The organism is Microbacterium sp. M4A5_1d, assembly GCF_053345465.1.
Map to the genome: position 1 here is coordinate 325,470 of NZ_JBKFAD010000001.1, position 12,729 is coordinate 338,198.

The following is a 12,729-nucleotide window of genomic DNA, read 5'->3' on the forward strand; positions in this document are numbered from 1 at the left end:
GGGCGGCCGGGATCACCGGTCGCCCTCACTCGTTCATGTGCTCGCCGAGCTGCTCCCCCGCGCAGGGTTCGGGTCCGTAGGGTGGAAGCATGACCGCGCAGGTGGTGCTCGTGCACGGGATCCGGACCTCGGCCACGATGTGGCGCGCTCAGGTGGCCCACCTCCAGGATCGCGGCATCCCCGTCACGGCGCTCGACCTGCCCGGCCACGGCACTCGCATGGCCGAGACCTTCACCCTCGATGGTGCGTTCGCGACGATCGACGATGCGGTTCGGGATGCCGCTGAGCGCGGCCCCGTGTTGCTGGTGGGCCACTCGATGGGCGGGCTGCTGAGCACCGCTTACGTCGGCCGCGAGGAACGCCCGCCGGTGTCGGCGTTCATCGCCGCGTCCTGCACCGCGATCCCCCGTGGCTTCGGCCTCGCGGTGTACCGAGCGCTCGCCCTCGGGTTCGACCGCTTGCCCGGCCGTGGCCAGCGGATCACCGACTGGGTCCTCGACCGCACGCTTCCCGTCGAGACCCGGCCGGACTTCGGCGCCGGCGGATACGCCTACGACGCGCAGGACGTTGCGCTGGCGAGCCTGTCGGTGCTCGACCTGCTCGCGGCGATCCGACGGATCGATGTGCCGACCTGGTTCGTGAACGGTCAGTACGACCAGCTACGCGTCAATGAACGGCTGTTCGCGAAGCTCGCCCCCGAGGCGGAACTGATCGTCGTCCCCCGCACCAGCCACCTCGTCACGGCCATGCGTCCGCGCGTGTTCAACGCGGTCATCGACCTCGCCCTCGCGACCCTCGCGAATACCGGCTCTCGCGACGCGACCTGATAGACTCTGAAGTCGGCTTGCCGTGTGGGTTCCTCCCTCACACGACCGCCGTGCGGCATCCCTCTACTGTCGCCCGGCACATCCACCGAAAACTCCGAACGAAAGATACGTCGAACGTGGCGAACATCAAGTCGCAGATCAAGCGCAACAAGACCAACGAGAAGGCGCGCGAGCGCAACAAGGCCGTCAAGAGCGCGCTGAAGACCGAGGTGCGTCGCACCCGCGAGGCCATCGCCGCCGGCGACAAGGCCGCTGCCGAGAAGGCGCTGGCCAAGGCCACGAAGAAGCTCGACAAGGCCGTGAGCAAGGGCGTCATCCACGAGAACCAGGCTGCGAACCGCAAGTCGGCTATCGCGAAGCAGGTCGCCGCTCTCTGAGCCGCCGCTGTCGAAGGCCCGTCCCCATGTGGGGCGGGCCTTTCGCTTTGCCGCTGAGCGATCAGGACCCGTAGGGTGACCGCGTCGCGATGACGGTGACAAGCCGCTCGACCGCGAAGACGGGGTCGCGCGAGGCGCCCTTCACCTCGGCATCCGCGCGGGCGGCCGCCTGGATCGCGGTCGCGAGGGCGGATTCCGTCCAGCCGACGAGATCGCGCTTGGCTCGGTCGACCTGCCAGTCCTTCATGCCGAGCCGGGCAGCGAGCGCGGCGGACGGCTCGCGCGTACCGACGACGCGGGCCATGGTGCGCAGCTTCGAGGCGATCGCAGCGACGAGCGGCACGGGGTCGGCCCCACTGGCCAGAGCGTGCCGCAGCGTGATGAGGGCCTCGCCGTAGCGGCCGGCGATCGCGGTGTCGGCGACGGCGAAGGCGGTCGTCTCGACCCGACCCCCGTAATACCGCTCGACGACCTGGTCGCCGATGTCACCGGGCACGTCCGAGATGAGCTGCTGACAGGCGGCCGCGAGCTCGGTCAGGTCGTCGGCGAAAGCGGAGACGAGGCTGCGCAGCGCCGACGGAGCGATCCGCTTGCCCGCAGCCTTGAACTCCCCCGCCGCGAAGTCGAAACGGTCGGAGTCGCGCTTGATCGCGGGAACTGAGATCTCGACCCCGCCCCCGATGCCCGAACGGATGGCCTCGAGCAGCTTCTTGCCCCGGACACTCGCACCCGTGTGCCGCAGGACGATCGTGGCGCCCTCCTGCGGATTCTCGAGATACGCGAGGGCCTCTGCGAGGAAGGCGTCGGAGCACTTCTCGACGCCCGCTACTCGCACGAGCCGAGGTTCGCCGAAGAGTGAGGGCGACGCCATCCCGAGAAGGGTGCCCGCGGCGTAGTCGTCGGCGCGGATGTCGGAGACCTCGAGGCTCGGGTCCTCGGCCTTCAGATAGTCGCGGAGTCCGGCGATGGCGCGCTCGGCGCACACCTCTTCGGGGCCTGCGACGAGCACGATGGGCGCCGGTTCCGGCGTACGCCACGACAGCTGCCGGATAGCCGACTTCGCGGCACTGCGGGCGGCAGGACGTCGGGGACTCGGCGGCATGCTCCCAGCCTAATCGCGACCACCGACCCCGATCGGTGGCGCTACAGGCGGACGACGAGCTTTCGGGCGGAGACGCCTGTGTGAAGCAGGTTCAGCGCGTGTTGAATGCTCTCCAGACCTTCCCCGACGATTTCGGGCTCGGGGGCACAGACATGCCGGCCCTCGGCGAGAGCCCCGGGCAAGTACTGCTCCCACAGCATGGGTCCGACGCTGTTGGTCATGAGAGAGCTCCCCCAGACGAACCGGGCCGCGATGCCGTGGCGGTGAGCCCGAGCCTGCGTCGCGAGCTGAGCCAGCCCGATCGTCGTCATCGTGCGCAGGAACGCGATGCTCGGGCCACTGCGGCGCGGAAGCGTCGTGAAGGCGACCGGCGGGCTCAGCAGAGCGACGCGATACGCGCCGGCCGCGGCGGCGATCCTCACCGCGGCATCGCCCGAGCCCGCCCCGATCGCGACCACACCGGCGAGGGGGCTGCCTTCGACGCCCGAGACGATGGCGGCGACGGCTGCGGGGTCGCGGTAGTCGACGACGAGCTCCGCGCCGAGCTCGCGCATTCGCGCCTCGTTGTGCGATGACGCGGTGGTGATGACGCGATAGCCCGCCGCCACCGCCAGCTGGATCGCGTTGCTCCCCACACTCGTCGAGCCGCCCCACACGACCACGGTCTCCCCCGTCGGTGGTTCGTCGGCGCTCGGGCTGCGGAGTGCGAGCTGATCATCCTGGAAGAGAGCCGTGGCCGCCGTCGAGACGGCGAGCGGCAGCACCGCGGCCTGCTCGTACGGAAGACCGTCGGGCAACGGGGTCGCGAGGTCTTCTCGCGCGACGACGTAGAGCTGGAACGCGCCTTCCGCCTCATGGCGTCGGCCGCGCTCCATCCCGACGGCGTACGCGGCAACGCGGTCGCCCACCGCGAAGCGCGTCACTCCCGGTCCGACGGCGGCGACCTCGCCGGCGACATCCTCCCCGAGCACCGCGGGATAGCCCAGCCAGCGGTACATCAGGTCGCCTGTCCATTGCTTGACGTCATCGAGCGGGTTCACCGCGACCGCCCGGCTGCGGACGAGGAGCTCCCCCGGGCCAGGCTCATGCATCGCAGCGGGCCCGACGACGAGATCGGCGCGCGCGGACGGAAGCCAAGCGGCGGCATTCGATGACATGGGTGGGCTCCGTTTCGAAGGGCGATGACACGATCTGTCATCACTGCGTCGTGCCCATGATGTCACATGATGTCATCAGGTAGGCTCGCCCCATGCCACGTTGGGCTCCCGATGCCGCACTGCGCCTGGAACAAGCAGCCGTCGAGCTGTTCCGGTCGCAGGGGTATGCGGCCACCACGGTGCCGCAGATTGCCGAGCGGGCGGGTCTGACGACGCGGACGTTCTTCCGTCACTTCCCCGACAAGCGCGACGTGCTCTTCCTGCGAGAGCGCGAGTTTCCGGATGTCGTCGCCGACCTGCTCGCCGCCGCGCCCGACGGGCTCGGCCCGATGGCACTGGCCATGCACGGCTTGCTCGCCGTCACGCCCGAGCTGGAGGCATGGCGCGACGCGATCCGCGAGCGCCGATCGATCATCGCCACCGACCCACATCTCATCGAGCGCGAGCGATCGAAGTCAGCGGTGCTGGCGCAAGCGATCCGCGACGGGCTCCGGCGACGCGGCGCCGATCACATCGACGCTCTGCTCGTCTCCCAGACAGTCGTGGGGCTCTTCGACACCGCGCTCGAGCTGTGGACCGCTGAGGATTCCGACGCGACACTGGCCTCGATCATCACCGACTCCTATGCGCGGCTGGCCGAACACGTCTCCCACCCGGAGCAACCGGCTCACGGCCCGGAGAACGCGGACTGAACCTCGGGTTCATCCCGACGCCGTGAGGCGCTCGCGCCACACCCGGATGCCGTCATCCGTCATGGTGAGCGCTGCCGCCCCGGTCTCGTCGGTGCGGACGATCTCGTGACCGAGCGACCGCACGAGGGCGAGGGTTTCTTCGCGTGGATGGCCATAGGAGTTCTCCCCCACCCCGATCAGCGCAACGCGCGCGCCGAGTCGGCGGTACAGCGACGCGGCTTGGTCGGCGCTGCCGTGGTGCGACACCTTCACGACGTCGTATGTCGACCGCAGCGCGGCCCCGAGGGCCAGCTGGGGCGTCTCCGAGAGATCGCCGAGGAGCAGCACGGCGGGAATCCCGCCTCCGCGGACATCGATCACCACGCTCGAATCGTTGCCGGGCGCGAACCCGCTCGCGCGACTGCGCGGCCAAAGGACCTCCCACTCGGCGGCGCCCAGCACCCCCGCCAGCCCGGCGGAAGCTGTGCGAACCTCTGCCCCGGCAGCGGCGAGCCGCGCGAGCAGCTGCTCCTCCTGCGGCTCCGCGACCGGACCGTGAAGAACCGCACCGACGCGCCCCATGACCGCATCGCTGCCGCCGACATGGTCGAGGTCGAAGTGGGTGAGTACGAGGAGATCGATACGGCTGACCTCGAACCGGTCCAGGCACGCCGCGAGGGCCTCGGGATCGGGACCGGTGTCGACGAGAGCGACGGCGTCATTCGAGCGCACGAGGACCGCGTCGCCCTGGCCCACGTCACACAGCGCGATCGCCCAGTCCTCGGGTGTTCGCGCCCGGTCGAGCGGCCCCGTTACGAGGCCCGCGCCGACCGCCCCGCCCACTGCGAGGGCGACGAGCCCCGTCGAAATGCGACGAACCCGGCGAGGGGTGCCGGGCAGCATAGCCAGCAGCAGCGCGGTGCAGAGGACCGTCGCCAGCATGACGCCCGGCGCACCCGGGATCCATGCGATCGAGTTACCCGGGACGGCGTCGACCGCTTCCGCCGTGGCGGCGATCCAGGCACAGGGCACCCAGGCGATCGCGGCGAGACCGCTCGCCAACAGCGGCACCCCGGCGCTCAGGCATGCCGCGAGGCCGGCGATGGTCGCCAGCGGTGCCGCGGGCGCGGTCAGCGCGTTGGCGAGCACGGCGTACACGGGCAGTCGCGGATCGATCATCACCAGGATCGGGGTGCACGCGAGCTGGGCAGCGGCCGGTACTGCGATAGCGAGCGCGAGCGGGCGCGGCATGAAGCGCCGAAGCGAGTCGCTCACAGGTCCGGCGAACAGGATCAGGGCTCCGGTCGCCGCCGACGACAGAGCGAACCCGATACTGCCGGCGAGCCAGGGGTCGGCGATCAGACACGCGACGATTGCCAGGCACAAAACGGATGTTCCCGCACCCGCGCGCCCGAGCAGCGCTGCGAGCATCGCGATCCCGGCCATGGCAGCCGCGCGCACGACGCTCGGCTCGGGTGAGACGAGGATCACGAAGCCCGAGAGCGCCGCGAGCCCGATCGTGACGCGCCACGGGCGGCGCAGCCCCAGCATCCCGGCGCCGACGAACGCGATGCCGACGACGAGCGCGCAGTTCGCCCCGGAGACCGCGGTGAGATGCGAGAGCGAAGCGGTCTTCATCTGCGCATCGAGCTCGACAGTGACCGCGGATGTGTCGCCGACTGCGAGCCCTGCGACCAGGCCTGCGCCCGGCTGCGGCAGCGAAGCGGCCTGCGCGAGCAGCGCTGTGCGGAGGCTTGAAGCCAGGGCGAGGGGACCCCGCGGCCGGGATACCACCTCCGGCGGGCCGGCCGCCGTGATGACGAGGACCGCCCGCTCCCCCGGCCGGGCGGGCGCGGCGGAGCCGGTGAGCGAGACGGTGGCACCGAGGTCGAGCCCGACGGGACGCTCGGTCGTACGGACGACGACAGGCACCCGGGTCGCGGTGACGTCGCCGCCGATCCGCACACGGGTGGCGACAGCGTCGAAACGCCAGCCCGTCGCAGAGCTCAGGATCTTTCCCGTGACATCGGCTTCGATCGCCACCACTCGCCCGCCGGAGAGGGGCAATGCGAGGACCCGATCGCGGTCCGGCGCGCTCATCGCGATGTGTGAGACGGCCGCGGCGGCGAAAGCGAGAGTGACGGCGAAGATCGTGATCGGCGAACGTCGCGGGCGTGCGGCGCCGCGGGACCTGCGAAGGGAGATCGCCACGGCCACCAGCAATGCCGTCGCGACCGTCCACAGGACCGCCGCCACGATGACCGCGACCTCGGGATGGTGCGTCGCCACGAGTGCGACGACCCAGACACCGATCGCGACGGGGAGCAAGCGGAGGTCGCGACGGCGGATGCGGGCGCTCACACGCGGACCCGTTCCCGCAGTGCCTCCAGCATCTTCTCGCCGATCCCGGACACCGCCAGCAGGTCTTCGACGCTCGTGAAACGCCCGTTCTCCTCGCGCCAGGCGATGATCCGCTCGGCCAGCGCAGGACCGACGCGCGGAAGCGTGTCGAGCGCAGCGGCATCCGCGGTGTTCAGATCGACGAGGCCGTCCGTACCCGCCCCGCCGGACGCTCCACCGCCTGCCGATTCGGGCGGCGCTTGACCGGGCTCGGGGACGAAAAGCTGCTCGCCGTCGGTGACGGTGCGCGCGAGGTTCACTCCCGCCGGATCGGCCGTGTCGCTGAACCCGCCGGCCGCGGCCACGGCGTCGACCACGCGCGCGTCGGCGTCCAGGCGATACAGGCCGGGACTCACGACGGCGCCATGGACGTGGACGTACACGGCGGCGGCGCCGGTGTCGCTGTGGGCCGGGGCCGCCGGCGTCACGACGGGGGTCACCACCGCCACGGGCGCCGCGAGAGAGCGGATCATGCCGATCGCGACAGTCACCGCCACTGCGGCGAGAACGAGGACGACCAGTGCCCCGACACCCAGGCGGCGCCGGGCCGGAGCGGGGTCGGGAGCAGTCACGCCGTCAGGCTAGGCGGGACGCTCCCGACCGTTCGGCCGCGGGTCGTCGCTTCGGGAGATCATGGGCATCACCCTGTCTGGGGAGGGCCCGACGCGGTATCCGGCCGTCGTCGAGTAGCCGGCGCTGATCCCGGATCCGCACCTGCGGGTGGATCCGCCTCATGGGTGACCGGGACGCTCTTGTCCTCTGCGGTGCGCATGTCCCACGACGGCTTGCGCACGGCGTAGAAGATCAGCGGCGGTGCACCGAGGACGATGATCACCAGCCCGACGATCCAGGGATACAAGGCGGGTGAGAACGCGGTGAATCCCGTCGGCGGGATGAACGAGAACACGAACGCGGCAAGGCTCGCGAGGAACCCGACACCCGCGACCAGCCCCATGGCCGGGACGCGGTAGGTCCGGAAGAGCACACCCCAGGGCGCGCTCCGCGGTCAGACCTCCCGCAGCAGACGGCTGATCTCGGTCGCGAGCGCGGACCGATCCGGAAGACCACCGGTGCGCTGACGAACCCTCCCGGTACCGTCGAGCACGAGAACCGTGGGTGTCTGCATCACTTCGAACCGACGAGTCAGGTCCGGGCGATGCGTGAGGTCCACCTCAACGTGGCGGACGCCGTCATGCTCCGCGGCGAGCGACGAGAGAACGCGTCGCGCCGCGGGGCACCGAGAGCACAGCTCGGTGCTGAACTGCAGCAGCGTGGCGGAGCCACCGAAGGCGCTCGCGCCAATCATCGCGGGCGTCACGAGCTCGCCGTCTGCGACATCGCGGGAGCGACCCCGCGAACGCCGGGAGACCAGACCGACCGCCGCGACGAACGCGACGAGCACGACGGTGAGGATGACGGCGGGAAGCGGCTGCACGATCGCCACCGTAGACCGCCGGCGACAGCGGCGGGGAAGTGTGTCATCGCGTGACGACTCCCCCGCCGTCATCAGCGAGCGGTGGTGAAGCTGACCACCTTCGGCGCCCGCACCACGGCGCGGGCGATCTCACGACCGTTGAGCGCGCGGACGATCTTGTCGTCGCTGCGGGCGAGCGATTCGAGCTCGTCGGAGGAGATCTTCGCCGACACGCTGAGCGTGCCGCGGACCTTCCCGTCGATCTGGACGACCGCGGTGACGGACTCCTCGACGAGAAGGGTCGGGTCGGGCTGACGCCAGACGGTAAGGCCCACGAACGGCCGGTGGCCCAGCGTCTCCCACATCTCCTCGGCGGTGTGCGGGGCGAACAGGTCGAGGATGACGGCGATCGCTTCCGCTGCCTCGCGAACCGCCGGGTCGCCGGCGCCGGCGCCGCTGTCGATGACCTTGCGGGTGGCGTTCACGAGCTCCATGAGTCGAGCGACGACGACGTTGAACTTCGTCTGCTCGACGAGCCCCGGAGCGTCGGCCCAGAGGCGGTGGGTGACGCGACGGAGCGCGGCATCCCCCTCGGCCCAGACGACGTCGATCTCGCTGTCGACGTCCGCAGCCACGCGCAGCGCACGGGCGAGGAACTTCGCCGCTCCCGTCGTCGAGACGTCTGCCCAGTCCTTGTCGTCTTCGACGGGTCCGGCGAAGGCCAGTGCCACACGCAGGACGTCGGCGCCGTGCTGCTCGAGCTCCTCCTGGAAGAGCACGAGGTTGCCCTTGCTCTTCGACATCTTCGCGCCGTCGAGGATGACCATGCCCTGGTTGATGAGGCTCGAGAACGGCTCGGTGAACTCCACCTGCCCCATGTCGAAGAGAGCCTTGGTGATGAACCGTGCGTAGAGCAGGTGCAGGATCGCGTGCTCGACCCCGCCGATGTAGAAGTCGACCGGGCCCCACTTGTCGGCCTCGCGAGGCGCGAAGGGCTGGCCTGCGTCGTTCGGCGACAGGAAGCGCAGGAAGTACCACGAGCTGTCGACGAAGGTGTCCATCGTGTCGGGGTCGCGAAGGGCCGGCTCCCCCGTCTCGGGATCGGTCGTGGTGACCCAATCGGTCGCCGCCCCGAGCGGCGAGGAGCCCTTCGGCGTGAGGTCGAGCCCCTCCACGGACGGGAGGCGGACCGGAAGCTCCTCGGAGGGCACCGGGACGATACGGCCGTCGTCGGTGTGGATCATCGGGATCGGCGTTCCCCAGAAGCGCTGACGCGAGATCAGCCAGTCCCGCAAGCGGTAGGTCTTGGCTGCGCGCCCGTTTCCGCTCGCGGTCAGCTGCTCGATGGCACGGGCGATGGCGTTGCGCTTGCTGAGCCCGTCCAGCGCACCCGAGTTGATCATCCGGCCGTCGCCCGTGAGTGCAACACCCGTGCGGGCGGGGTCGATGTCGTCGATCGCGGGCGTCGGGTCGATCGGCACGCCCTCGTCGTCGAGCTCGATGACCGGCATCGCCCCGGTCACCGGCGCGGTGGTGTCGACGACGACGCGCACCGGCAGGTCGAATGCGCGTGCGAAGTCGAGGTCGCGCTGGTCATGCGCCGGAACAGCCATCACCGCACCGTGGCCGTAGTCGGCCAGGACGTAGTCCGCCGCCCAGATCGGCAGTCGCTCGCCATTGATGGGGTTGATCGCGAAACGGTCGAGGAAGACGCCGGTCTTCGGTCGATCGGCGGTCTGACGGTCGATCTCGCTCGTCTTCTGGACCGTCTGCAGGTACTCACGGAAACGCTGCTGCACCTCCTCGGACGACCCCGCCGCCAGCTCGGCGGCAAGGTCGGAGTCGGGCGCGACGACCATGAAAGTCGCACCGTGCAGCGTGTCCGGTCGGGTCGAGAAGACCGTGATCTTCTCGTCACGGCCCTCGATCTCGAAGTCGATGTCGGCGCCGACCGACCGGCCGATCCAGTTGCGCTGCATCTGGATGACCTTCTGCGGCCAGAAGCCCTCGAGCTGATTCAGATCGTCGAGCAGGCGGTCGGCGTACTCGGTGATCTTGAAGTACCACTGCGTGAGCTTCTTCTTGACCACCTCGGCGCCGCAGCGCTCGCAATGCCCGTCGACGACCTGCTCGTTGGCGAGCACCGTCTGGTCGTTCGGGCACCAGTTGACCGGACTCTCCTTGCGGTAAGCCAGCCCCTTCTCGTACAGCTTCTGGAACAGCCACTGGTTCCAGGTGTAGTACTCGGGGTCGCTCGTATGGAGCACGCGGCTCCAGTCGAACGAGACGCCGTACTCGTGCAGGCTCTGCTTCTGCTGAGCGATGTTGTCGTACGTCCATGCGCGGGGGTCGGCACCGCGCTTGATGGCGGCGTTCTCAGCGGGCAGGCCGAAGCTGTCCCAGCCGATCGGGTGCAGCACGTTGTAACCGCGGTGCCGCCAGAAGCGGGCCACGATGTCGGAGTAGAGGTAGTTCTCGGCGTGCCCCATGTGAAGGTCGCCCGAGGGGTACGGGAACATCGCGAGGACGTACTTGCGGGGACGCTTGTCGTCATCGCCGCCGGCCCGGAAGGGATCGGCGTCTGCCCAGGCGCGCTGCCACTTCGCCTGCACGGCGTGGGCGTCGTAAGCGGCGGAATCGGGCGTGTTGGCGCGATCAGTGGAGCTGTCGGTCACGGGTGAACCAATCTGGGAATGCGAAAAGGGCGCGAGAGCACCGCTCCCAGGCTACCGGACCCGTTCCCGCCACCGGGGCGGCAGGTCCGCTCCGAGCGCGGCCAGCGGCGCCCGCGCCTTCAACGCGACCTCGTCGACCTCGGCTTCCGGCTCGGATCCCCACGTGATGCCCCCGCCCGCGCCGACGTAGGCCTGCTCGCCGTTCACGACGATTGATCGGATGATCATCGCGAGATCGGCGTCGCCGTCGCGGCCGACCCAGCCGAAACAGCCCGCGTACGTCCCCCGCGGAGCGCCCTCGAGGTCGTGCAGGATCGTCATCGCCGAGAGCTTCGGTGCACCCGTCATGCTGCCGGCCGGAAACGCGGCGGCGAGCACTTCCGACAGCCGCGTACCGGGCCGGATCGATCCCGACACGCTGCTGACGAGCTGGTGCACCGCGGGGTAGGTCTCGACCTCCAGCAGACGCTCGACCACGACGGAACCCGGCGCACTGACGCGCTGGAGGTCGTTGCGCATGAGATCGACGATCATGACGTTCTCCGCGCGTTCCTTCGGGCTCGTCACGAGGTCCCGCACCAACTGATCATCGGATGCCGCGTCATCGCCGCGCCGCCGCGTGCCCTTGATCGGACTGGTCAGCACGGTTCCGCCGGTGAGCCCGAGGAAGCGCTCGGGGCTCGCGCTGATCAGCGCCCGCTCCCCCGATCGGATCAGCCCGCCGTGATGCGACGACGACGCGGCACGAAGCCTCCGAAACACCGCGAGCGCGTCGAACGGGTGATCATCGCGAACGGTGAAACGCGTCGTGAGGCACAGCTGGTACGCGTCACCCCGGCGGATCGCGCTCCGGCAGTCCCCGACGAGCGCGGCGTACTGGTCAGGGTCGACGCGGGCCTGAGCGACGAGATCACCCGTCGCCGCGTCCCCCCGCGCGCGCGCGGAAGCCCCTGTGCGCCAGGTGTCGACCTGCGCCGCGAAGTCGTCGACGGCGTCGGCCGGCGCCGCCACCCATACGCGCCGCGCGGCATGGTCGAACGCGACGAACCTCTCCACTCGGAGCCAAAGAGCCTCGGGGTCCGCAGCATCCCGCTTCGACGGCGCGCCTGCTCGGGATGCCGCCGCGTCGTACCCCGCCCAGCCGACCCAGCCGCCGACGAAGGGGCCCGTGCGTGCCTCGCGGCCCATCCTCTGCCGGGAGGATCCGTCGACGACCGGGTCCGGCGGATCGCCGGGCTCGCCCGAGCCGATCCAGCTCCAGCCCGAGGCGGCGTCGACGCCGGCGTCGAGCCAGAAGACATGCTCGCCGGGCACCTCGCCGATGAGGTTCGCGGGATCGGTCCAGCCGTCGAGGCAGCGGAAGCTCGTCGTCTCGGGCACGATCACAGGTTATGTCTTAGGTCACGCCCCTAGGCTCGGAGCGTGAACGAGATCCTCGACTGGATTCTGAACACCGTGCAGAGCATCGACCCGGTGTTGCGCACGGTCGTGGCGGGTATCGCGATCATGCTCGAGACCAGTGTGCTCATCGGGCTCGTGGTGCCGGGGGACACCGTGGTGATCGTGGCCGCGACCGCGGTCGGGAGCGTCGGCGAAGGCTTCATCCTGGGTGCTGCGGTCGTCGCCGGCTCGCTCGCGGGAGAGTCGATCGGGTTCGCGCTCGGGCGCTGGCTCGGCCCTCGCATCCGCTTCTCTCGTCTCGGGCGCCGCATCGGCGAGGACAACTGGGTGCGTTCGGAGCTCTATCTGAGACGCCGCGGCGGCCCCGCGATCTTCCTCTCGCGATTCCTGCCCGTCCTGCATTCGCTCGTGCCTTTGACGGTCGGCATGAGCGGCTTCTCGTATCGGCGCTTCATCGCGTGGACGGCGCCGGCCTGCGTCATCTGGACCTCTCTCTACGTCGGAGTGGTCGCGGCCGCGGCGAAGACCTATCGCGAGGTCTCCGACAACATCCAGTACGCGGGATACCTCTTCGTCGGCGTCATCGTGGTCTTCCTGCTCCTCGCCTACCTCGTGAAGCGACTGATCAGCCGCCGCGAGGCACGTCATCTCCGGCTCGAAGAGGAGAAGATCCGACGCGCGGACGGGGACGTGAAAGACTGAGGT

At 69.9% G+C, this 12,729-nt stretch carries 12 protein-coding genes; 4 read left to right on the forward strand and 8 right to left on the reverse strand.

What is annotated here, in order from left to right:
- Positions 1-89 precede the first annotated feature (89 nt).
- Positions 90-827: an alpha/beta fold hydrolase gene (locus ACLBWJ_RS01450; RefSeq protein WP_023950752.1), complete on the forward strand. Its 738-nt coding sequence runs from the start codon at positions 90-92 to the stop codon at positions 825-827.
- A gap of 116 nt (positions 828-943) precedes the next feature.
- Positions 944-1,204, forward strand: a complete 261-nt coding sequence (rpsT, locus tag ACLBWJ_RS01455; protein WP_112614742.1) for a 30S ribosomal protein S20 — start codon at positions 944-946, stop codon at positions 1,202-1,204.
- A gap of 61 nt (positions 1,205-1,265) precedes the next feature.
- Here rpsT and holA read toward each other — a convergent pair whose 3' ends face one another.
- Both holA and ACLBWJ_RS01465 read right to left on the reverse strand, forming a co-directional pair.
- Positions 1,266-2,306, reverse strand: coding sequence for a DNA polymerase III subunit delta (gene holA, locus ACLBWJ_RS01460; RefSeq protein WP_323987680.1), 1,041 nt, complete (start codon positions 2,304-2,306; stop codon positions 1,266-1,268).
- A 41-nt stretch (positions 2,307-2,347) separates the two neighbouring features.
- A complete protein-coding gene (locus tag ACLBWJ_RS01465) occupies positions 2,348-3,463 on the reverse strand; it encodes a zinc-binding alcohol dehydrogenase family protein (protein ID WP_447659607.1) in 1,116 nt (371 codons plus the stop codon).
- Positions 3,464-3,555: 92 nt separating this feature from the next.
- Here ACLBWJ_RS01465 and ACLBWJ_RS01470 point away from each other — a divergent pair, with 92 nt between their 5' ends.
- On the forward strand, positions 3,556-4,155 hold the full coding sequence (locus ACLBWJ_RS01470; protein ID WP_447659608.1) for a TetR/AcrR family transcriptional regulator: 600 nt from the start codon (positions 3,556-3,558) through the stop codon (positions 4,153-4,155).
- A 9-nt stretch (positions 4,156-4,164) separates the two neighbouring features.
- On the opposite strand, the gene ACLBWJ_RS01475 is transcribed toward ACLBWJ_RS01470, so the two are convergent.
- The 6 genes from ACLBWJ_RS01475 to ACLBWJ_RS01500 form a co-directional block, all read right to left on the reverse strand.
- The gene (locus ACLBWJ_RS01475; protein ID WP_447659609.1) at positions 4,165-6,495 is read right to left on the reverse strand and encodes a ComEC/Rec2 family competence protein; all 2,331 of its coding nucleotides are present in this window, start codon (positions 6,493-6,495) and stop codon (positions 4,165-4,167) included.
- Complete coding sequence (locus ACLBWJ_RS01480; protein ID WP_447659610.1) at positions 6,492-7,106, reverse strand: ComEA family DNA-binding protein; 615 nt, start codon at positions 7,104-7,106, stop codon at positions 6,492-6,494. Before ACLBWJ_RS01480 ends, ACLBWJ_RS01475 begins: the two co-directional genes overlap by 4 nt.
- Before the next feature lie 68 nt (positions 7,107-7,174).
- Positions 7,175-7,489, reverse strand: a complete 315-nt coding sequence (locus tag ACLBWJ_RS01485) for a hypothetical protein (protein ID WP_447659611.1) — start codon at positions 7,487-7,489, stop codon at positions 7,175-7,177.
- A 51-nt stretch (positions 7,490-7,540) separates the two neighbouring features.
- Positions 7,541-7,969, reverse strand: a complete 429-nt coding sequence (locus tag ACLBWJ_RS01490) for a TlpA family protein disulfide reductase (protein ID WP_269266230.1) — start codon at positions 7,967-7,969, stop codon at positions 7,541-7,543.
- Positions 7,970-8,040: 71 nt separating this feature from the next.
- Positions 8,041-10,623 carry a leucine--tRNA ligase gene (gene leuS / locus ACLBWJ_RS01495; RefSeq protein ID WP_354450628.1) on the reverse strand — a complete coding sequence of 861 codons (2,583 nt, stop codon included), beginning with the start codon at positions 10,621-10,623 and terminating at the stop codon, positions 8,041-8,043.
- A 51-nt stretch (positions 10,624-10,674) separates the two neighbouring features.
- Positions 10,675-12,003, reverse strand: a complete 1,329-nt coding sequence (locus ACLBWJ_RS01500; RefSeq protein WP_447659612.1) for an anthranilate synthase component I family protein — start codon at positions 12,001-12,003, stop codon at positions 10,675-10,677.
- A gap of 42 nt (positions 12,004-12,045) precedes the next feature.
- Between ACLBWJ_RS01500 and ACLBWJ_RS01505 the strand changes: the two genes are divergently transcribed.
- On the forward strand, positions 12,046-12,726 hold the full coding sequence (locus ACLBWJ_RS01505) for a DedA family protein (protein WP_274177872.1): 681 nt from the start codon (positions 12,046-12,048) through the stop codon (positions 12,724-12,726).
- Positions 12,727-12,729 lie beyond the last annotated feature (3 nt).

Excerpts from the sequence above, each read along its gene's own strand:
- holA (WP_323987680.1), bottom strand. The coding sequence starts at position 2,306 with ATGCCGCCGAGTCCCCGACGTCCTGCCGCCCGCAGTGCCGCGAAGTCG.
- ACLBWJ_RS01450 (WP_023950752.1), top strand. The coding sequence starts at position 90 with ATGACCGCGCAGGTGGTGCTCGTGCACGGGATCCGGACCTCGGCCACG.
- ACLBWJ_RS01465 (WP_447659607.1), bottom strand. The coding sequence starts at position 3,463 with ATGTCATCGAATGCCGCCGCTTGGCTTCCGTCCGCGCGCGCCGATCTC.
- ACLBWJ_RS01485 (WP_447659611.1), bottom strand. The coding sequence starts at position 7,489 with ATGGGGCTGGTCGCGGGTGTCGGGTTCCTCGCGAGCCTTGCCGCGTTC.
- ACLBWJ_RS01470 (WP_447659608.1), top strand. The coding sequence starts at position 3,556 with ATGCCACGTTGGGCTCCCGATGCCGCACTGCGCCTGGAACAAGCAGCC.